17 protein-coding genes and 2 pseudogenes are annotated in these 22,066 nt (G+C 43.4%); 12 read left to right on the top strand and 7 right to left on the bottom strand.

What is annotated here, in order from left to right; translation table 11 throughout:
• Positions 1-1,243: 1,243 nt before the first annotated feature.
• Together L3V31_RS02700 and L3V31_RS02705 are read left to right on the top strand one after the other, a co-directional pair.
• The gene (locus tag L3V31_RS02700) at positions 1,244-2,110 is read left to right on the top strand and encodes a hypothetical protein (RefSeq protein WP_237314541.1); all 867 of its coding nucleotides are present in this window, start codon (positions 1,244-1,246) and stop codon (positions 2,108-2,110) included.
• 32 nt (positions 2,111-2,142) lie between these two features.
• Positions 2,143-6,261 (top strand): MoxR-like ATPase, encoded by a 4,119-nt coding sequence (locus tag L3V31_RS02705; protein WP_237314542.1) that lies wholly within the window; start codon positions 2,143-2,145, stop codon positions 6,259-6,261.
• Positions 6,262-6,403: 142 nt separating this feature from the next.
• On the opposite strand, the gene L3V31_RS02710 is transcribed toward L3V31_RS02705, so the two are convergent.
• Positions 6,404-7,327 carry a LysR family transcriptional regulator gene (locus L3V31_RS02710; protein WP_237314543.1) on the bottom strand — a complete coding sequence of 308 codons (924 nt, stop codon included), beginning with the start codon at positions 7,325-7,327 and terminating at the stop codon, positions 6,404-6,406.
• A gap of 135 nt (positions 7,328-7,462) precedes the next feature.
• Here L3V31_RS02710 and yjjG point away from each other — a divergent pair, with 135 nt between their 5' ends.
• Positions 7,463-8,137 carry a pyrimidine 5'-nucleotidase gene (yjjG, locus tag L3V31_RS02715; RefSeq protein WP_237314544.1) on the top strand — a complete coding sequence of 225 codons (675 nt, stop codon included), beginning with the start codon at positions 7,463-7,465 and terminating at the stop codon, positions 8,135-8,137.
• A 38-nt stretch (positions 8,138-8,175) separates the two neighbouring features.
• A complete protein-coding gene (locus L3V31_RS02720) occupies positions 8,176-8,715 on the top strand; it encodes an NUDIX hydrolase (RefSeq protein WP_237314545.1) in 540 nt (179 codons plus the stop codon).
• A 74-nt stretch (positions 8,716-8,789) separates the two neighbouring features.
• Here the strand turns inward: L3V31_RS02720 and L3V31_RS02725 are convergent, their stop codons facing one another.
• On the bottom strand, positions 8,790-9,224 hold the full coding sequence (locus L3V31_RS02725; protein ID WP_237314546.1) for a hypothetical protein: 435 nt from the start codon (positions 9,222-9,224) through the stop codon (positions 8,790-8,792).
• Positions 9,225-9,576: 352 nt separating this feature from the next.
• Positions 9,577-10,830, bottom strand: a complete 1,254-nt coding sequence (locus L3V31_RS02730; RefSeq protein ID WP_237314547.1) for an SGNH/GDSL hydrolase family protein — start codon at positions 10,828-10,830, stop codon at positions 9,577-9,579.
• A 472-nt stretch (positions 10,831-11,302) separates the two neighbouring features.
• Between L3V31_RS02730 and L3V31_RS02735 the strand changes: the two genes are divergently transcribed.
• Together L3V31_RS02735 and L3V31_RS02740 are read left to right on the top strand one after the other, a co-directional pair.
• Positions 11,303-13,336, top strand: a complete 2,034-nt coding sequence (locus L3V31_RS02735; protein WP_237314548.1) for a S8 family serine peptidase — start codon at positions 11,303-11,305, stop codon at positions 13,334-13,336.
• Between the two features lie 9 nt (positions 13,337-13,345).
• Positions 13,346-13,693, top strand: a complete 348-nt coding sequence (locus L3V31_RS02740; RefSeq protein WP_237314549.1) for an ATPase — start codon at positions 13,346-13,348, stop codon at positions 13,691-13,693.
• 52 nt (positions 13,694-13,745) lie between these two features.
• Here the strand turns inward: L3V31_RS02740 and L3V31_RS02745 are convergent.
• Positions 13,746-13,880 (bottom strand): annotated as a pseudogene (locus tag L3V31_RS02745) (phosphonoacetaldehyde hydrolase); the annotation flags it as partial.
• A gap of 18 nt (positions 13,881-13,898) precedes the next feature.
• On the opposite strand from L3V31_RS02745, the pseudogene L3V31_RS02750 reads away from it, so the two are divergent.
• The 4 genes and pseudogenes from L3V31_RS02750 to L3V31_RS02765 all read left to right on the top strand — a co-directional run.
• Positions 13,899-14,150 (top strand): annotated as a pseudogene (locus tag L3V31_RS02750) (putative 2-aminoethylphosphonate ABC transporter permease subunit); the annotation flags it as partial.
• Positions 14,151-14,159: 9 nt separating this feature from the next.
• Positions 14,160-14,864, top strand: a complete 705-nt coding sequence (phnR, locus tag L3V31_RS02755; protein ID WP_237314550.1) for a phosphonate utilization transcriptional regulator PhnR — start codon at positions 14,160-14,162, stop codon at positions 14,862-14,864.
• A 169-nt stretch (positions 14,865-15,033) separates the two neighbouring features.
• The gene (locus L3V31_RS02760; RefSeq protein ID WP_237314551.1) at positions 15,034-16,158 is read left to right on the top strand and encodes a M14-type cytosolic carboxypeptidase; all 1,125 of its coding nucleotides are present in this window, start codon (positions 15,034-15,036) and stop codon (positions 16,156-16,158) included.
• 442 nt (positions 16,159-16,600) lie between these two features.
• Positions 16,601-17,566, top strand: coding sequence for an OmpA family protein (locus L3V31_RS02765; protein ID WP_237314552.1), 966 nt, complete (start codon positions 16,601-16,603; stop codon positions 17,564-17,566).
• A gap of 73 nt (positions 17,567-17,639) precedes the next feature.
• Here L3V31_RS02765 and L3V31_RS02770 read toward each other — a convergent pair whose 3' ends face one another.
• Positions 17,640-19,010 carry an L-serine ammonia-lyase gene (locus tag L3V31_RS02770; RefSeq protein ID WP_237314553.1) on the bottom strand — a complete coding sequence of 457 codons (1,371 nt, stop codon included), beginning with the start codon at positions 19,008-19,010 and terminating at the stop codon, positions 17,640-17,642.
• Between the two features lie 152 nt (positions 19,011-19,162).
• Between L3V31_RS02770 and L3V31_RS02775 the strand changes: the two genes are divergently transcribed.
• Positions 19,163-20,011, top strand: coding sequence for a YdcF family protein (locus tag L3V31_RS02775; protein WP_237314554.1), 849 nt, complete (start codon positions 19,163-19,165; stop codon positions 20,009-20,011).
• Here L3V31_RS02775 and L3V31_RS02780 read toward each other — a convergent pair.
• A complete protein-coding gene (locus L3V31_RS02780) occupies positions 19,986-20,684 on the bottom strand; it encodes a hypothetical protein (protein ID WP_237314555.1) in 699 nt (232 codons plus the stop codon). The two genes, L3V31_RS02775 and L3V31_RS02780, sit on opposite strands and share 26 nt — an antisense overlap.
• Before the next feature lie 210 nt (positions 20,685-20,894).
• A complete protein-coding gene (locus L3V31_RS02785) occupies positions 20,895-21,155 on the bottom strand; it encodes a DUF333 domain-containing protein (protein WP_237314556.1) in 261 nt (86 codons plus the stop codon).
• A 246-nt stretch (positions 21,156-21,401) separates the two neighbouring features.
• Here L3V31_RS02785 and L3V31_RS02790 point away from each other — a divergent pair, with 246 nt between their 5' ends.
• Positions 21,402-21,920: an NUDIX hydrolase gene (locus L3V31_RS02790; protein WP_237314557.1), complete on the top strand. Its 519-nt coding sequence runs from the start codon at positions 21,402-21,404 to the stop codon at positions 21,918-21,920.
• The last annotated feature ends 146 nt before the right edge of the window (positions 21,921-22,066 follow it).

A 22,066-nucleotide genomic window follows, 5' to 3' on the forward strand; every position in this document is an offset into this window, starting at 1 on the left:
TTATTGTACTTGCACCAGTTAGTGGTTTTGTAGCGAGGCTTCGGCATCTAATCAAAGTCAGTGAATGAATGTCCCTGATCTGATCGTAAGATTTTGATTTAGTTCATTCGATTTCCGCAACAAAGCCGCCTAAAGCTCCAGGTGTTCATTGTTGGAAGGGTATTTATACTTTGGTTAGCACTGTTGCTCTTTCAGCGCGGTGCTAGCCATAAAAACGTAAATTTGAATATTTCTTATTTCTAACATTAGGCACGTCACATGCAGAGAGAAGCGCAGTGCAATAAAATCTGTCCTAAGTACCCGACCCTCTCTGTTACTGCTAACAACTCCCTCACATCAAAACCCTTCAATACCTAGGTGACGAACTTACTGTTTTCTAATACTCAATCATTGAAAATCAATCAGAGGGTTGTGAGTTCGATAAAGACGATTTTTGCGTTTTTGAAATGTTTAAAAATCGGATTTGATCTCAGTGGTGATTTCTCTGTTTTCTCTGTAAATTATTAATATAGTTGATTTTTTACTTACATGTGAATTGAATCGCATTTTGTTTTAATTTATAAAAAAACGTCCTGGATGAATTTTTATTCTAAATTATGCAGCACATTCGGTCTGCTAATCGATCAGGCTGCCATTAGCTATTCATGGTGTGAATAAATGTAATTTGTTTGATTCTTTAGAAGAATGATTTTCTATTCATACAGGGGAAGTGTTATATCAATATATTAGAAAAATCGAATTTGATCTTATTTATATCTTTTGTATTAAATGAGAAATTAATTATTAACAACTGTTAAATTAATAAATAATGATATTGTTGATGTCTATTGTATTCGTCATTCACTATATTTAAGAATAGATAGTTGGTACGTATTAATATAACGCCCTTATTGGTTGGGTGTTTATGAACATGTGATTGTCATAACTGGAGTTTATATCTAAAATTTATATTGGTTTTTTGTGTTTTGATGTTTTTGTTTTAATTACAAAAGCTTGTGTTTTTTGGTGTTAGATTTTTAGGTGCCAAATTCATATAAATTAACCAATAAAGTTTAGGTTTATACTAAAAATAGTTATCTTTTAATCAAGATAAATAATATTTAAAAATAATTAAGGATTTAACCATAAGATTAATCTTGTGGTTGATAGGCTTATTGGGGTGTTTTAATGGAATTTCATCCCAATAATCTGTTTGTATTTAAGTTTATTCTAACAAACTTAATTTTCATGGAAGTTCTAAAACATGCAGCACACAACAAAGTGGATGATGACGCCGCTAGCAATGTTGTTGGGTACGCTATTTTCAATGTCTTCACTAGCTGAGGAAATAAGTGTATTCGATAGCAGAGGGCCAAAATCTACACACAATGAAGGAGAGACGTCCTGTTTTGTTTGCAAGTTAAGTGGGTCTGTTTACCTATCTTACGATACAAACATTTACGATAGAGACGATCATCGCTCCGTCCGCAATTTCTCTTGGGGAGGCGTTCTCAATTATTCCGTTTCTCGCGATGTAAAAGCCTACTTTTCTACGGGTGGTTATCGAGCACTAGAGGACGAAGTCGGCACTTATGCGACGGACTCAGTGCTAGGTTTGCAATACTCGAACCTCTACCATTTCGGTGATACGGGAAAAGTCGGAATTGCAGGTCAGTTCACTATCCCTACCTCAGAAAACTCACGTAAAGATGAATTGAAAACAGCATTTCGTTTGGCAGTGCCTATTTCCTTTTCTGTTTGGAGTATCGACTTCTCCATTTCCCCGAGAGTCAGAAAAAATTTTCACGACTACAAAACCATGGGGGGACGCTCTCTGACGGAGTGGAGTTATTCAGTGTTCACTTTAGCGGAAAAGTCGTGGGAATCGTTTTCTCTAGGGGTGACCGCTTTAGGTGGAAACACCATTAGTTATCAAGGTACTCGCAGAACCAGTTGGAAGTACGAAAGTGCTTTATATGGCGCATACAAGTTTGATGACGATTGGTCTTTGCTACTGGCTGCGTCATCAACAGGTTTCTATCAAGACGCGGAGCGAGGCACATTGGGCAACATTGATTTGTTAAACCAAGAGAAAACCTCCTACATCGCCGAAGTAAGTTATTCGTTCTAGGAAAATAAAAGAATATTAAGGATATCCAAATAATGTTTAAAAAATTGACGCTGGTGTCAGCAATTACAGCCGCGCTGGTTGGTTGTGGAGCAGACGATCAAGCTTATGACTATGTTGAAAGAGATGCAAAAGAGGTTGCGGTTAAGGATCTGAAAGACGGTCGTTGGTTCTATGTGCCGACAACAGGTGCAGCTCCACGATTTGCTTTAAACCAATTTCCTTTCTTACAAGGCTCCCCTCGTTACGTTGAATTGTGTTTTACGAAAGAGGGCCTGGAAGTTCGTAGTTACGATAAAAATTACCCTGATACAAATCTTTCTAAAGACGTAAACAACTACTGTGGTGACGAGAAGTTTGTCGCAGATGACGACGATGTAAACTTTGCTCAGGTGTTAACCATTCCGGGGGATTTTGCTGCCTATCGCTGTGACGAAGACTCATACGGTGACTGCACCAACCAAGAAGAAATCAATGAAGATGATAGCTTGGACTACAAGCAGAAAACCCACTTTACTCCTAATCCAGAGGAACTCGAGGTTGCTGAGTTCAATAAGGAAGATCTGTATGGGGTTAATGACGGTATCTCGGAACAAGGTACGCCACGACTCATTTCTTGGGACTTTGACCCTGAGAAAGGCGTACTGAACTTCGAATTAGAGCGTACGTTCCGTGTTGATTTAGATAAGTTATCGAATTACATCAACTTTGCGACTAAAGCGAGCTTGGAAGAAGCTCTTGTTGATGGCGCATTCAAATCTCGTTTCTATTACTCTTTGGTACACGAAAGTGAAATCGCGACAGATGGCTACCAGCCAATTCTGTACCCAGTCGGTGATGAGAACGACATTGGCTTTTTCACCACAGCGACCAAAAAACTGAATCCGATAACGAACAAGTACGACAGAGAGGTGGTTTACCTGAACCGCTTCAACCCAGATCAAGACTCAATTAAATACTACTTGAGCGACAATTTCTTCGAAGAGAAGAACAAACTATTTCTCGATGCTACGCTTCAGTCGATCGATAAAATGAATCAAACGTTAAGAGTATTTGGTTCAGATTCAAGCAAGCCAGAAATTGAGATTGTAAACAAAACCCAAGCGGCGGGCATCCATCCTGGTGATTTACGTTACAACGTGATAAACCTGATTGATGAACCACTCGCTAATGGTTTATTGGGGTATGGACCTTCGGTTTCTAACCCGATGACAGGCGAGATTATCAAAGCACACGTTAACCAATATGCTGGCGTCGCCAGAACGGGTGTGCCTTTCTACTGGGATAACTTGGCTCGATTCTACAATCGTAACCAGTTGGATTTGGATGGATTGGAGCCGTTACAAACCAGTGAGGGCGAGGTAAAAACAGACGTTTCGAAAAGAGTTGCAGCACTTTCGACCATGGCGGCAATGGAAAAGCTGAACGTTGATGAGAATGTTCATGCGCCCTTCGTTTCGAAAGAGGAAATGGTCTCTGGTAAAGCGGCAACTAAGAGCCCAACGCAACTGCTTGCTGACTTCAATGATGATATGGCATTTGAGGACGTTGTAGCGGCAGAAGAAAACCGTTTGTCTTTCTGGGCAGAAAACAACGTATATCCAATCGAAGCATCGTGGGTGTCATCAAGCAACAAAGCGATGCTCGATAACTTGCAACTCAATGATGACCGCTATTTTGAGATCAAACTTGATGATGTGGGTAATGAAACGTCTCGTCATCTGAAGCGATGGAAGTACCTACCAAAAGATTTACAAGTAGAAGCCGCCAATGCAATTACGGTGGCGACTTACAGCAATACGCTTGTTCATGAACTTGGTCACAACGTGGGTCTGCGTCATAACTTCAAGGCTTCGAATGATAAAGCGAACTACTACACTTTGGAGCAAGCACATCAACTTGGCTTAAATAACATTCCAGCGTACAGCTCTACAATGGACTACGCGCCAAGCATGTTGGATGAAACGCCAACTTGGGGTCTGTATGATATTGCGGCATTCAAGTTTGCTTATGGCCGTAAAGTCGAAACTATTCAAGATTCGTCAGGTGCGGCTCCTGTGCCAGTTGTAAAACCAGCAGACAGTGCGAGTGATGAAGAAAAATCAGCATACGAGCGCTATCTTACTGAGCTGAATGCATACCAACAGGGCTTTGCGTACAAGTTCGGTGACAATCCAGACAACGATTCTCTCATGGTGTGCTCGGAAGTTAAGGCGCTATCGGGCGATGATGAAGGTAAGTCATTGTACAACTGTGACTTTAGCCGATTTGATGCGGCGGCGTTGTCTGATGATGGAGAGTTGAACGCTAAGACTCGTTACGGTGTGCTTTACTACTTAGATAAGGTGAACGAGATTGAGCGCAAGCCTTACGACTTCTGTACCGATGGTAACGTGTCACTAAACAGTGACTGTAACCGTTTTGATGAAGGCACAGACTTAGAAGAGATCGTATCGTATGAATGGCAAAGCTATCTTGATAGTTATGATCGTCGCAACTTAGATTTGTACGGTACAAACGGCCTGTACTTATCTGATTATCCAAGCTACCTAGTTCGTCGTTTCAGGGAAATGAGCGCCATTCGAGATAAGATGGAAGATCTAGAGCGCATTGACAACTTGTACACGAATCTGGGGTTAACATCGAGCACTGACAAACCGGGTGACTTCTTGTTACGCCTTGCATCAAACCCTGAACACTGTACTGAAGACAGCGCAGACAATAAGTGGTTCTGTGATTATGCCTTTGGTGCGAAAAAATCGGCGGCATTCTTCCTTGATGTGTTGCGTACACCTGAACACCAATGTGTGATTGAAAATGCAGCAGGCAATCAAAAAGTTATTTCTTTTGGTCAATTGTTAGATAGTAACTCTTACCTAATTCCTGCCGACTACGATCTTCAAACCACAAGCTGCTTTGATGACCTGGTTGCTGGCTTTATTGAAGATGCAGAAAGTGGTTATACCGCAGTGGCTGAAACAGCAAATAGCCGCTTCTTAAACTCCATTGGTAGCTTTGACCCAGATTACCCTTGGTCAAATTCCATCTCTGTTTTGGGGCACTGGCCGGACAAAGCATTGGCAAGTTATTTCTTGGCGCGTCGATTCTCTAACCGTTATACCGATGAAGTGAGCTTTGCATCATTGCTTGATATTCCGGGTGTACAGTCAGAGTACGAAGACATTATGAATAACATTTTGGTGAATAATGCCCTAAACACGCCAGTCGCATTGATTGATAAAGACGGAGAGGAATACCTAGATCTCAAAGGTGTAACGGTGAACCTTCATCTAACCGAACAGATGGAATCTTTGCCACCAATGCCTCGTGGTATCGCTGAATTCTTAGATATTGATAGCCGAAGCCGTGAGCGTATCGGGGATGTTCTGCTAAGAATGGGTGTGCGTCAAATGCAGTCTGACGATTACAAAGTGAAGACGCGTGGTAAAGCTCAGTTTGATGCTTTCACCAAGCAGCAAGATCGTTATGACATTATTGCAGGCGATAAAGTCGAGTTCGTTATTGATGGTAAAAAGTTTGTCGCTACTAAAGCAAACAAGCTGGCTTATGACTATTCAAACCAGTTGGTCACGTCGGAAGGCTACGACCTGAAAACTTACTTGGATGGCTATGAGCAAGAAGAGCTGAGCGCGGTTGCCTCCGGTATCAGTAGCGCATGGGGACCATTCCGTACGTCAATTATTCCTGCATTTCATGATGCCGTACTGCTACTTGATGCGCCAATGGTCAACGCAATGAAAGCGACGATTGATGCCGATATAGCAGCAGGTGTGCTGACGTTTAGCGACTCATTCATCAACTTTGTGAATGCAAACATTGCTTCAGGAGATCTCGTATTTGACGCTAATGCGAAAACATTGAGCTACCAAGGTGGCAAAGCGCACAGTGACTTCAAAGCGTTCGAGGCTTACTCAGATGCGATGCTTTTGATCTTCAATGGGTACACCCAAGAAATGATGTCTGCTGTCGACAATGTGTATGCGGGCTACACCACATCCTCTGATACGCATAAAGAGTTGTGGTTAAAAGACCTGGATATGATTCAAGCGTATCTGAGTGGTGATATCGGCGCTGTCGCTGGTAAATACTATGAGATGCTAGATCGCTTACCCGAAGCAAGTGACTTTGAATAAACGATTGCCAGAAACTTAAAGCAAAGGCCTGCCGCATCGCAGGCCTTTATTATTGCTGAGGGCACCTAAGTGGCTGATGTTTATCTTATGTTGGTCTAGTCTCCACTTAGAACAAAAACTCACGGAGTTCTATCTTGCCGGACTAATTTTCTAGACTGCTGTAGCGGTCCCAGTAGGGTAAATCAGTACCGAGCTTCTCGCTGATAAAGTCGATAAATACTCTCACTTTTAACGGCATGTGTTTGCGTTCTGGAAAAACGGCGTAAATGGCGTGCTCTGGTAGAGCGTAGTCTTCCATTACCACTTTTAGGCTACCAGCCGCAATGTCTCTTGATGCGATAAAAGTGGGTAGCTGAGCAATTCCTGAGCCTCGTAAAAGCAATTGGCGAATCGCTTCGCTGTTGTTCACCACAAAGTTTCCTCTAGGAAGCACTTTGTACTCACTGCTGTTGTTGATAAACATCCATTCGACACCACCACGAAAATAGGAATAGCGTAGGCAGTTATGTGCAACCAAATCACTAGGCTTTTGTGGCGTACCAAACTCAACAAGGTAATCAGGCGATGCACAGAGGACGCTTTTACACGGTGCGAGACGTTTGGCGACCAGGTTGGATGAGGCTAATTCGCCAATACGAATCCCTAAATCAAAGCTCTCTTTGACCAAGTCGACCATTTTGTCTTCGAGGTTTAAATCCACTTCTACTTTAGGGTAGCGCGTAAGAAACTCACTGATTAAAGGCGCGATATGCAGCACACCAAACGACATCGGCACGGTAATTTTGAGCTTACCTTGTGGGGATCCTTGCAGTTCAGATACCGCATCGACCCCTTGCTGGGCAAGATTAACGGCTTGAGACGCATATTCAAAATAGCGTCTTCCCGCTTCAGTCAGGCTTAGTTTTCGGGTGGTTCGATTAAGCAGGCGGATACCCAAGTCATCTTCTAGCTGATTGATACGTTTGCTAATAGCAGATTTAGTCAGATTAAGTTGTTTGGCCGCTAGCGAAAAGCTGCCGCACTCAACGACTGCCACAAATACGGGCAGGGAGGCTATCGCGTTCACATCAATCTCCTTTGCATTGGGTATAACTGTTGATTATATGGATACAATTAATTTCCAATTATAGAGATTATCTTCAAGAAGAAAACAATCTAGACTATGCACCAGTATTACGACCTTGATTTGGGAATGAATAAAATGAAGTATGATTGGATTCTGTTTGATGCTGACGAGACCTTGTTTCACTTTGACGCTTTCAAAGGTTTGCAGCTGATGTTTTCTCGCAAAGGCGTAGATTTTACTCCACAAGATTTTACTCACTACCAAAAGATAAATAAGCCATTGTGGGTTGATTATCAAGATGGAAAAGTGACAGCGGATGAGCTGAAACACAAACGATTTAACGAGTGGGCAGAAAAGCTCAATACCACTACCGCGGAGTTAAACAGCGCATTTTTAGAAGCCATGGCTGACATTTGTAGCTTGCTGCCTGGCGCGAAAGAGCTGATGGAAGCGCTGCAAGGTAAAGCTAAAATGGGCATCATCACCAACGGTTTTACCGAACTTCAAGCTATCCGCCTTGAACGTACGGGGATGGTCGACTACTTTGATCAAATCGTGATTTCCGAGCAAGTCGGTGTCGCAAAACCGGACTTAGGCATTTTCGAATACGCAATGCAGCAAATGGGGCAGCCATGTAAAACACGCGTTTTAATGGTGGGAGATAACCTGCATTCAGACATCTTAGGTGGTAATAACTTTGGTATTGAAACCTGTTGGTTGAATACAACTGGCGCAAGTGTGGATGACCGTATCGCACCAAGTTATACCGTAGAATCGTTGAGCGAGCTAAAGAACATTTTGGTTGCGTAGATAGCCATTAAATAGGGTTTTGGAACTAAGGAATCACCATGTCAGATATCAAGCAACTAGACAGCAAAGTTGTCTATCAAAATAAATGGATGACGGTTCGTGAAGATAAAATTTTGCGTCCAAGTGGTGCGGAAGGCATCTATGGTGTCGTCGACAAACCAGACTGCGCCGCGATCCTAGCTATCGACAATAGTCAGATTCATTTAGTGGAACAGTTTCGTTATACCGTAGGGCAGCGCTGTTGGGAGATCCCGCAAGGTGCTTGGGAATCCAGTCCTGATGTCGATCCCTTAGAGCTGGCGAAAGGCGAACTACGGGAAGAAACTGGCATGCTGGCTGGAACGATGGAATACGTTGGCGCACAGTTTATTGCTTACGGCTTTTTAAATCAGACTTGCCATGTTTACTTTGCCAGTGATCTTGCTGAAGTTGGTAACCAGCTTGATAGCGAAGAAGAGGATCTTATTTCCCGAGCGTTCCCGGTAGAAGAGTTTGAGCAAATGATGATCGATGGCACGATAAAAGACAGCGTGACCATTGCCGCTTATGGTTTGGCGAAGCTTAAGAAATTGATTTAATTAAAACAAACACTATTTTTTGTTTTGATGTAATACAGCGGCATAGTACCGCTGTATAAACAGTGAGTTATCGCTTAATCGTCGACTTTTTTACCTAAGATTTCCACATGTGCTTTTTTAGTTACGCCTGTAACTTGTAAGGCTGTGCTACCGACAGACTCGTAATTCAATTCGATTTTATCTAACTTGGCGTCATCTTTTGTTGGCAGACTCAGGTTGCGAGATGACATGCCACTTGTAAGAATTCCCAAGCTGTCGAATGTCTTTTCTTTGCCGTCTTTCATGATTACTTTAATGCTTTTCAGATTCACCGTACCTTGCGTACATTTGATCTTTATGTGGCTAAAGTGAGCATTCGCAAACGGGGATAGCGGTTTTACGGTGTCTGTCTCCGATTTAAAGCTGACGGTTTTTTCTGCAATTTTGTCCCAATCACTATCACTCGCGACCGATTGAAATGACGCACAAGCCGCTAAAAGGCAGAGTGAGATGGCTTTCAGTAGTTTCATATATTTTCCTCGCAATAAACTTAGACGTTTTTTAATTCAATTCGATGGACACTGTGCTCTCTTCCTGTCAAAAACTTGCTTTGTCTTAAAAACAAGACGTACCAATTTTAAATTTGAGCGAAGTAAGCCGGTTTTCTTTTTATAAATCCACCGCTTAGTGTAGTTCAGGAATGAAAATCTAACGATTTAATTTAGCTAGGCTATTTAGATTTTTGAGTGAAGAATCTCAAGATACAACCAGGTAACGCTATATCAATCATTAGGTGATACGGACATAGCGCCGTTGTAAATCCCCGTGTAAAAGTACAAACATAAAATGGCCACGTTTTAGCGTGGCCATTTTGATCAAAGCTTAGAAATGGTGTTGTTCTAAGTTGTTGCTACTCTCGAGCATTTTCTCCGCCACATAGCGATGTGTAGCGGTTGTTGGGTGAGTGACGTCCCAGAAAACAAACTTCTCAGAGCCAGAGCTCGCACACTCGGAGCGTAAAGCATGTGAGTAGAGGTAATCCATTGAAGAGGAACGATTGATGTCCAAACAAGGCTCTGTTGCATTAACAAAACCATGCTCTGCGGGCACTGACGTCAGGGCCTCAAATAGCCCATGTGTATCAAACAGTGTGATGTTGTAACCCTGAGCTTTGTAATATATCTCCTGCTTTTTAATGAACTCGTTCATCTCTAACACTTTTGCGCGAATCTTTTCGATTTCTTCCTGCGTAGAGTATTTGAACTGAGGTGCTTTCGTTGCATCTGGCAGTGTCATTAATAAAAAGTTTTGCGCCCCTGCATCTGTCAAACGAATCAATGCTTCTGCATAGTCCGATTTCACTTCTGGCACACTGCGGTCGTAATTCATGAAATCATTCAGCCCAAACTCAAGGGTGAATAAGGTATTGGCGGGTTTGTAGTTTTTGGCTAGCTTTGCATAAGTTAAGTAAGAAGAGACTTGTTCGCCAACACCAGTTAGTGCGATGTACTGATTTTCACCCGCAGCGCCACCGACAGCCCAGTTGTAGAGCGGTAGGTTTTTTGCTTTTGCGATGTATTCCGTCCATACAAAGCCATTTGAAAAGTGGCCCAGAAACCAGCTGTTTGGATTAGGAAAGCGCCATTGTGAAGCATTAAAGATGTTACCGGTGTCAGATAAACTATCCCCCAGAGCAACCACCTTATTGATTTGGTCCGGCTGCATCGCCGCATCGTTGCTCCAAATGGTATGGTTGAACGAGAAGCGATTATTAGCAGCAAAGAAGGTGATATCTGCGTTTTCGTTGGCTAAATCCAGTGTCGATTCACATCGTTGACGGATGACATTTTGAGTCGTGTTGGTATAAAACATATTTTTAAACGAAACAGCACTCCACCAATAGCCGTCAATAGTGAAATAACTCCCATCTTCATTTTTTGCCCATTCCCAATCAGTGGCAACATCATCTTTAGAATAACTAGTGCGATACCAACAGCGGACGTACGTGTAGGTTTGGTTTTCTTGCGCGCTGACCACTTCGGACGCTGAAATCATTTCTGGTGATAACGCTGGTTGTTCGGCGACAGCAGAAGCAAGCGGGAGCAACGCGGTTAACAGTGTGATTGTTCGTTTCATCTTTCACTCTTCTCGTTTTGGTTATTGTTCCAAGCAATTGGAAAAATACCGGGTTATAAAAGTAATCAAATGAGAATTTCTCTCACTACAATGTATAACCTTGAGTAAAAACTCTACATGGTCAACATCTGAATATTCAATATTTTCCTTTTGGCACCATGGTCAAAAAACGCATTCAGTATGGAAATGATAAAGGCAACCAAAATATAGAATAATTACTCGATAACATTAATTTAACATTCACTTTTTGTTTATATAAGTCTTTGCTTTATAATTGTTTGTTTGTGTTTTTAATGCTAACTGAAAATGTTTATTGAATGATCTTTTGTACAAAAAATCACATTCATGAACCGAATTATTTGGCATTTTTAGGTGATGAGCTATAGCTGAGTCTCTCATGTGAACACCGATTTGGTGATTTTTCATGAGGATATAGTGAATAAAAAATCAGCTCATATAAGGAATAGAGCAAATGCATTACACAACAACTAAAAAACAGGGCTTGTTATCATTGTCTGCCTTGGCCGTTGCGCTAACGACTTCTTTGTCGGCGTACTCGGCTCCACCGATGGGATTTGATGAATCCAAGTTACCGAAGAAATATATCGTCAAGTTTACTGAGGACGAGGCTGGTGGTTCTTCCATGCAAGGCAACGCATTTTGGGGACCGCGAATAGCACAAGAATCTGTTTTAAAACAGGTAAAAGCACGAAAAGTTGAGAAGCTGGGTAACCGTGCTATCTACAGCGTGGAAATCGATGCTGATGAACTCACGCAACTTCGCAACCGCAGCGATGTGGAATATGTGGAAGTCGATCCACCGCGTTACTTGCTCAGTGAAATGACACCATGGGGCTATAACGCAGTCAATGCTCAGCAGTTGGATGACTTTAACGCAGGCAATCGTACCGTGTGTATCATTGACTCTGGATACGATCTTTCACATAACGATCTTAGCGGCAACCGCGTAGCTGGTACAAACGACAGCGGTACGGGCTCATGGAGTGATCCAGGGAATAATAACGCTCACGGCACTCACGTTGCGGGTACTATTGCGGCGATTGCGAATACCGAGGGTATTAAGGGAGTAATGCCAAATCAAAACGTTAATTTACACATTGTGAAAGTGTTTAACGAATCTGGCTGGGGTTACTCTTCCGGTTTAGTGAAAGCGATTCAAACGTGCGCGGATAATGGCGCAAACGTGGTGAATATGAGCCTCGGTGGTAGCCAATCTAGCCGAACCGAGCAAAATGCACTGCAAGATATTTATGACCAGGGTGTGCTTCTTATTGCCGCAGCGGGCAATGATGGCAACACGGCACACAGTTACCCGGCATCTTACGACTCGGTCATGTCGATTGCAGCCGTGGATAATCAAAATGATCATGCGGCGTTTTCACAAGCGACGGATCAGGTTGAAGTCGCCGGACCGGGTGTTGCTATCCTTTCTACCGTTACCGTCGGTGAGGGTAAACTGTCGGACATCACTCTTAATGGTGTAAGCCAGTTTGATCGCGGTATCGTCCCACACAATCGTTTGATCAATAACGGCACGTCTTATGTACCAGATCCAGTGGCTGGTGCTGTGACGGCTGCCTTAGAGAGTTGTGATGTATCTGGTGGTAACTTCAATTGCGGCGATATGTCAGGAAAAATCTGTCTGGCTGAGCGCATTGGTAACCAATCTTCAGGTAACTACCCAGAAGTGGACGCTGTGCAGGCTTGTTACAATGCCGGCGCTAGTGCTGCAATTGTGTACAGTAATGCTGACTTGCCTGGTTTACAAAATCCGTTTTTAGTTGACCAAAATAATGCGTATCGCATGGTATCAGTGACCGTTGATCGAGCATTTGGTCAAGAGCTGCTTGGCTACGTAGGGCAAGAGATCACTGTGTCCACAACGACAGGTGAAGACTACGAGTACTACAATGGTACATCGATGGCGACACCTCACGTGACTGGCGTGGCGGGTTTGGTGTGGAGTTACCACCCAACATGTACTGCGGCACAAGTGCGTAATGCTCTCGTTCAAACTGCGACAGATATCGATGTGGCAGGTCGAGACAATCGTACTGGTTACGGGCTGGTGAATGCAGAAGCGGCGAAGCAGTTCCTGGATGCAGGCTGTAACGGCCCTGATGGCGGAGGTAGCGCTTCTGATTCAAGCTACTCAAACACGGATCCTGTGGCGATTCCTGATAACAAAGCATCAGGTGCAATCAGCGCACTTGATGTCGATCGCACTGGTGATTCAGGCACGGTGAGTATTGACGTTGATATTAGCCATACTTACATCGGCGACCTGCGAGTGACGCTGACTTCACCAACTGGTGGACAAGTTGTGCTGCATGACAATACAGGCGGAAGCGCTAACGATATCAAAGCCACTTTCCAAGCGGATTTCTCTGGTTTTGAATCACAAGGTTCTTGGGAACTAAAAGCCGTGGACAGTGCCAGAAGAGACACAGGCACAATCAACAGCTGGACTCTGACTTTTCAATAAGGAGTGGCCATGAAGAAGTCGACCTTACTTTCTCTGTCTGCGGTGGGTGCAACCGCACTATTGGCATTCGGACTGAGCTCGGCCAGCTTGGCGAACAATCAAGGATTTCCGCTCGTGGATGAACGTTCTGAACAAGCTGAGCAACAACCTGCACGTTACTTTGTAAAGTATCACAAAGGGAAAGAAAGCGAAGTAAGAGCACTTCTTCGTCAGCATAACCTTGCAGTTGTCGATGCTTTGGTGAAGCAACAGGTACTAGTAGTGACCGGCGAACAAGCGGACGTCGATAAGCTATCTGGTCATGAATCGGTTGAATACTCCGAGCAAGAACCAACGAGAAAGTTATTGTCACAATAAGGAAAATGCCCCTCTAAAACGAGGGGCGTTTTATTTCTGTTGAACAAACTAATTACGGACGCTCACCAGCTTCCAAACGACGCTCGATATCTGCAATCACTTCTGGCAGATCAGCGATCGTGTCAATCAAGTAATTTTGTGAACTCTTGATAAGTTTTTCGCGCACTTTCTCACGGGCAGCATCTAAGCATCTAGTGTTGTTTTGCCTGCCGTTTTGGACATTGTTAGCTACCTGTTTGTTAATGCATTGACCACCACTTCTGCGGTAGTATTCCTATACTCAACCGATACGATTCCTGCTTCGGCATCGATTCTGGATAGGGATGATGCGGGTCAAACAGGAGCTTCCGCCGCGATGGCGGTGATGATCATTATGTCAGCCGCAATCGCGAAGATCGTGCAGATGACGTTGGGTAAGTTGTTAGAAAATAGCACACAGGCTTGGCGTAAAAGATAAGGACACCTCGTGCAGTACGTAAAAATTAAAGATTCGATTGTTGAACAGATTGAAGCGGGCATGCTTTCGCCTCGTCAAAAACTGCCTGCGGAACGCAAGCTGGCGGAGTCGTTCGACACAACACGAGTTACGTTACGAGAAGCGTTGTCGTTATTGGAAGCCGAAGGGCGAATCTATCGTGAAGATCGCAGAGGCTGGTTTATTTCACCTGAGCCACTTCGCTACGATCCAACCCAAACACTTAATTTCCCAAACATGGCGAAAGCGCAGAGTCGCGTCCCAAAAACGGAGCTGATCGCGGCAAAAGGTACTCTGGCCAACAAACAGTCTGCGCGTTTGTTACAACTGCAGCCGTTCTCGGATGTCTATCGAGTAGACCGCGTTCGATATTTGGAAGACAGGCCAGTGGTGTATGTGACTAACTATATTCGTCCCGAGATCTTTCCCAATTTATTGAGTTTCGACCTTACCAATTCGCTTACCGACATTTATCGTGAGCACTTTGGAGTGGTGTATCAAAAAACGCGTTATCGAATTTCTACCAGCACACTTCTCGGTGAAGTTGCACAAGCGTTAAGAGCGACGTCAGGTACTCCAGCTATGGTTGTTGAGCGTACAAACTACAACCAACATGGTGAGTTGATTAGTTGCGATATTGAGTACTGGCGCCACGACGCCATCAGTATTGAGTCGGTGGTAGAGCTTAATCACTAACGTTCGCTTTATTCATTACCGAAGTCTTTGCGAATGCCTGTTAATCAACTCGACTAAACTGATGACTTCAGCCACAAACGATAAATTTTGAAGTGAAAGTAATAGGGGGCACTTTAGCCCTGTGTTAGCCTCTTTCTTTCAAGGTCAGATTCAAAAAGTGAGTAATAGAATGAAAATATTCAGCAACTTCGATAGCGGTAGCATTCACGTAGTTAAAGCGGATGATAAAAACGACATCCAACTTAAAATTCCTAACGATAATATGTCGGAATTCTACCAATGGTTCCACTTCCGTTTAGAGACTGAGGCTGAACAGTCACATACCATTAAGCTGTTAGACTTAGCTAAATCTGCTTACCCAGAAGGATGGCAAGGCTATGATGTTGTGGCATCTTATGATCGTGAAGAGTGGTTCCGTATACCCGCTGACTTTGATGGTGATTCGCTCACATTTACGGTTATTCCTGAACGCAGTTCTATCTACTTTGCTTACTTCGCGCCTTATACGTACGATCGCCACCTTGATTTACTACACATGGCACAAAGCGCGCACCATTGTCAGTTGGAAACGCTAGGTCATACCCTTGATGGTAATGACATGAGCCTGCTGACATTCGGCGAGCCAGAAGAAGGCAAAAAGAAAATCTGGATGATTGCACGTCAGCACCCGGGTGAAACCATGGCAGAGTGGTTTATGGAAGGTATGATTCAGCGTTTGTTGGATGAAAACGATACCGTCGCGCGAGCTCTTCTTGAGAAGGCGGTACTCTACGTTGTACCAAACATGAACCCTGATGGCGGCATTCGTGGGCATCTGCGTACTAATGCGGTCGGTGTAAACCTAAACCGTGAGTGGCAAACCCCTTCGATGGAAAAAAGCCCTGAAGTTTTCTTGGTTCGTCAGCGTATGCTGGAAACGGGTGTAGACATGTTCCTAGATATTCATGGTGATGAAGCGCTTCCATACAACTTTGTTGCAGGATCTGAGGGTATCCCATCTTATGATGAAAGCTTAGCTACTCTGGAGCATGCATTTAAACAAGCGCTGTTGACCATCACGCCAGAGTTTCAAGATAAAGTAGGCTACGATAAAGACGAACCTGGCAAAGCGAACTTAACGGTTGGTTCTAACTGGGTTGCAGAGCAATTTAAATGTTTGTCTTACACCATAGAGATGCCATTTAAAGACAACAATAACCACCCTGATCCGCTGTATGGATGGTCACCTGAACGTAGTGTGCTATTTGGCCAAGATGTGTTGGCAGCAACGTTAGCGGTTATGGACAATATTTAATTGGTTTAGTTCCCTAAAATCAATCGAACACATAAGCAGTTCATCCTAGATGAGCTGCTTTTTTGTTTGGTTCTACTTGTCAATTGGTAAATATTTCCATCCGATCAATACCTTATAAATAGAATCTTAATAATAAGAAATTTACAAATTAATGTGAATTTTGTCACACATTTAAGGAAAAGATATGATATTCTGCGCACTGAGTTGATTATGGCTATATCAATGCAGATGCATTATTTTTGCTCATGCAAGTGGTTAGAACACATGCGTGAATATGAATGATGACATGTTTTTTGGCATTGGTGATGAACACCACATTTACTTTCTTCCGGTGTTATCTAGCTAGGTTGTCTCAAATAATAAAGAGAAAGTTGCAGCTTCATATTGATAACGCACTCCTTCGCGTTTGATGTGTGGCTTGGTATACAAATAGGAAAAAAGAATGAAAAAAATTGCTTTTGCAGTGGCGACTGTACTTGCTGGTGGTGTTATCTCTAACGTTGCGCTTGCTGACACTTACATTGGCGGTAAGCTAGGTTATAACACTCTGAATGATGCGTGTTACCTAGATACGTCTTGTGACGATGACAGCTTTGCTGCGTCAATGCACCTTGGTTACAGCTTCAATGACTACATCGATGCTGAATACGGTGTTGATTACCTTGGTGATTTCAAAGCAAACTTCAACAAAGCAGGCAAAAATACAGTTGATGGCGAGCTTTGGGCATTGACTCTAGCGCCTAAATTCAACCTTCCGCTGACGGATTCTTGGAATCTGTTCGCGAAAGTAGGTGCTGCATACATGATGGCTGGTGACGAAAAAGACTTCGTTCCTACTGGCTCTCTAGGTGCTGAGTACCAAATCAACTACAACTGGAGCCTACGTGCTGAATACCAACGTTACCAAGATATGTCTGACGACATCATTGATGACATGGATGCAGACTACTACGGTATTGGTTTTAACTACAAATTCGGTTCTGAGCCAGTGGTTCAGGAAGAAGTGGTAGAAACTCGTCCGGCAACAAACATTGTTGAGCACGTATACCCAGCACAAACTACAACAGTACAATTTGGTCTTGAAAGTGCAGAAGTGAAAGATACTTCAGCATTATCTGAGACAATCAATGTAATGAACACTTACCCACAAGCTCAAGTAGAGATTACGGGTTACAGTGATACAACAGGTACTGCTGAATACAACCAACAGCTTACAGAAAAACGTGCTAAAGCGGTTGCTGAAGAGTTCCAAGCTCAAGGTATTACAGCAGAGCGTATGACTGTGAAAGGCATGGGTGAAGCAAACCCAGTTGCTAGCAACGATACTCGTCCTGGTCGTGAAATGAACCGTCGTGTAGAAGTCGTTGTTCCAGAATTTAAATACGAGACAACTGAACAAGCAGAATAATTTGCTGCTTTAGTAAACGTCTCTTTAAAGCCAGCGTAAATCGCTGGCTTTTTTGATCCTGTATGTATGGTGCTTATTCACATGGCGGGGCCATATGGATTACAGCTAAGCCACCCAAAGAAGTTTCGCGATATTTCTTGTTCATATCCTTACCTGTTTGGTACATAGTTTCGATAACTTTATCTAAAGAAATTAGGCACTTACTTGTTCTCTTTAATGCCATTCGGGATGCGTTGATCGCTTTCATTGCTCCCATCGCATTTCGTTCAATACAAGGTACTTGCACCAGTCCACCAATAGGATCGCAAGTCATGCCGAGAGAGTGTTCCATTGCAATCTCTGCAGCGATACAAATTTGCTCGTTGCTGCCACCTCTTAGTGCCGTCAAGCCAGCAGCGGCCATAGACGAAGAGACTCCTACTTCACCCTGACAACCAACTTCAGCACCAGAAATAGAAGCATTGGTTTTGTATAAAATACCAATCGCACCAGCCACGGCCAGGAAGTCTTTGAGCTGTTTGATGTCGAGCTCTTTAATAAAGCGGTGGTAATACATCAACACTGCTGGAATAACGCCAGCAGCGCCATTGGTTGGAGAGGTGACGACTTGCCCACCGGCTGCATTTTCTTCACTGACAGCGAAAGCAAACAAGTTAATCCAGTCCATGATCTCCATTGGATCATTTTCAACCGCTGCGTTTGCTTCCAGTTTTTTCAACAGGTTCGGAGCTCGGCGAGTGACATTGAGTCCGCCCTCCAGAATACCTTCTGTATCAAAGCCACGCTGCATGCAAAGGGACATGACTTTCCAGATCTGTTCTGCCCTTTGATTGACCTCTTCTTCGGAACGAAACGCCAATTCATTTTGTAGAATCATTCCACCTAAACTAAAGCCGTGTGCTTCAGCTTTTTCAAGCATTTCATCAGCTGACTTGAATGGGAAAGGGACTTCAACCTCAGCTTGTTGTGTACCATTTTCCAGCTCATCTGCCGTTGCAATAAAACCACCACCAATAGAGTAATAAATCTCAAACGCAAGTTGTTCGCCAGATTCATCTAAAGCAGTGATGGTCATGCCGTTTTCATGCAAAGGAAGGTTTTCGCTATGAAAAACGATGTCATGATCGTAGCTAAAGGTAATTTCGTGGGTTCCGGCCAACAATAAAGTATTGGTTTCAATGGTATGTTGAAGTGCGCTTTTTGCACTGGTCATTTTGATGTTATCGGGCTTATTACCCATCAAGCCCAGCACGGTGGCTCTATCGGTGTGGTGACCTCTACCAGTGAGTGATAACGAACCATACAAGTCGACTTGAACTCTATGCACTTTCGCCATAGAGTCTTGAAGTAACTGAGTAAAGTTGAACCCGGCGAGCATTGGACCGTTAGTGTGGGAACTTGAAGGTCCGACACCAACTTTAAAAATATCGAAAATCGACAGCATTATTGACTTCCTTTAGCAGTGGACCTTTCATAGGTCTCTAGAGTATGACTGTTAAGCGGATGTTAATCCCTAGGAGGCGGTTGGCAAAGAAGATTTTTATATTATTGCCAACTTAGGCGTTATGCGGCCAAGAGATCAATAGAGATCGTAGTATGAAATTAGACAATGTGGTTATTGTTCTTGGTAAACGGCTCGTCAAGAACAAACTAAGCCCGGAAGGGATTTCAAGGGTGAAAGCACTAGTGACTGCACTCGGTTCAATGTCTATGGAAAACACTGCACTCTTATTTTGTGGAGGCAAAACTCAAGGGCAAGACATTGCAGAGGCGGATGCGATGTTCAGTTATTTCCAGACACTCAATAATGCACTCTTACGGCCATTCCCAGAAAATCAGGTTCTGATTGAAAATCGTTCTTTGAATACCTTGCAGAACATGAATAATGCGGCGGCAGAATTGTGTAATAGTGGCCTATTTCAAGCTGCCAAGCATTATCAATCCCCGATTAGAGTGACCCTTGTTTCTAACGACTATCATCTGGAACGAATTATAGATATTCAAACGTTAATGGATGAACAGGGCTTACTGAGCGTGCTTAAAACACGGTGTGCTTCAATGGGACTGGTGCTTACTATTCCTTTAGATATAGATAAGCACATTAGCGTTCCATACCCTCATCATGGGGTATCTTCCGAGGCGTTTTTACTGCTTGATGAGCTGACTACCTATCGAGTTTATTTAGAAGGCGTGATACGCGGGGTGTTTACCCAAGACTTAGCTGCTGTAAGAGCGAAGCCCTTGCATATTGCTCAAACCGCGATAGAAAAACTAGAGATGCTCCCTTTAGATCATGAATCCTTAAAGAACATTGAGGCCATAAAAAAGGCTGTCGCAATGACAGCCTTAGATGACAATTTGAATGTGGTTCAGCGGGCTTTAGATATTTTACACCCACTCCTAACCGTGATGAACCGAACTATCGATCCTGAGTCTGCGCTTTAATTTCATGACTAGTGCGAAATGCGCTCAGAGCAATCAAGCAGTAACACAGTAGCTCGATCCCTTCTTCAGAGATATTTTTAACGTCGCGGATGTAGCTTTCATCCATAACATGGCGCCAAAAACTGCCCATTCCGTAAAGGCGTGAAAAAACCAGCAGTAGTACAACTGAGCCGATTAATAGCTTCATATGTGGATTTTGTAGGATTCTCGCCATTTCATTCACGGTGTCTTTACCGCCTTGATATGCTCTAGCACAGGCTAAAGCAGTAACGGCTAGCGCAGGGTATACCCAAGAACCATGATGAATCATATCCATCCAGTAATCCATTTCACGAATCATGAGTACGACAAAAAAGCCAGAAATCAGGACTGCAGCGTGTTTCAGCTCAGGTGTACGTTTTGATAAGCTGAAAAATGACCATGATGCGATTGCTAGCATGACCAACTGAAGTGTTTCCGTTACCGATAACTCGCCCAGATTTGAACCTAATATAACGTAATCAAGGCGAATACTCAGATTGACGACAATGCTGATCGCAGCCATCATCAACGCGCTCAAACAGGCTCGATAAATGGTGTGTTTTGATTCATCAGTGATAACGTTGGTTTGTACTGTTTTGGTCTTGTTAACTGTTTGTGCTGTTTTGGTCTTCTTAACTGTTTGTGTTTTCATATTGACCACCCACTCCAGAAATGTGGAAAAATCGTGAATTTATGTGATATATATCGCGAATTTTATTGTCCAACTGGAAAGTTATGTCATGTAAATGTCAAGAATGTCAGAGGATTCGTACAAAGTGGCCAAAATACAATAATTTACACAAATAAAAGGCGCCTGTGGATCCTCACTGATTAATGTCGTTCACAATTAACTCGCGGAAGATCAGTAGCCCTCATCTTGTTGATGGTTCTCCTGATAATACCCCCATTGCTCAACGCGTTTATCATCTGAAAAGACACAATAGGTTACTCGTTCACCGTTCTCTGTGACGGTTTCAAGCTCTCCGCCTTGTTGAACACAGTAGACGGAAGCCGGATTTGCTGCGGATGTATACTCAGTTGAGCGAGTCGCGCCATCGTATGTGGAACAACCAGCGAGACCTGCCGTTACTGCCATAATCATCATTAAACTTGTCTTATTCATTATTATTCTCCGCATGGGATGGAAGAGTACTGTATTGATTATAGGAAACATTCACAGGTTATTATCTCAACGATGTGAAAAGTATGAAGGAGCTAGAAGTTCGAACACCAAAATGGCCTCACCATCTACTGAGTAAAATTGATATGAGCATCAAATTCGTGGGGGAAATAAGTTAGGAATTGTCACTTGGGAAAGTGAGTCAACTTAGGTAGTATTCGCGCAAAAGTATTCACTACGGAACCTTCAATGAGACACTTAAAAACAACGATTCATCCAGATATTAACCATCTCGACGATAAAATCATTTTTAAGCGTAATGCTGCACGTGCCATCGTTCTTGATGGTGAAAATGTATTACTGCTCTACACGGAGCGTTACCACGATTACACGTTACCTGGCGGTGGCATTGACGATGGTGAGGATATCATTGCCGGAATGGTTCGAGAGTTAGAGGAAGAGACTGGAGCAAACAATATACATGGCATTAAGCCATTTGGTCTTTTTGAAGAGTTTCGGCCTTGGTACAAAGAGGACGCCGATGTGATGCATATGATCTCTTACTGCTACACCTGTAGAATTGACCGAGAGTTAGGAGAGACCGCGTATGAAGATTACGAGGTCAAAAACGGTATGCGTCCTGTATGGATGAATATCTATGAAGCGATTACACACAATGAGCAAACTATCGCAGAGAGCACGAAAAAAGGCATGAGTATAGAGAGGGAAACCTTTTTATTACAACTGATCGCCAAAGAGCTGCTTTAACTATCCATAGGTTTGCGCAGCGTAATGGCAGTGCCGACTCCATAACGTTAGCCTAATAAAAAAGTCCGAGCTCCCCCCCGGAACCCGGACCTATTCCAGACGCGCAAGCGAAGCGTCATCTCGGTATTCGAATTTGTTATCGCGTT

Source organism: Vibrio sp. J1-1 (assembly GCF_021728395.1).
In the GTDB taxonomy this organism is placed as follows: Bacteria; Pseudomonadota; Gammaproteobacteria; order Enterobacterales; family Vibrionaceae; genus Vibrio.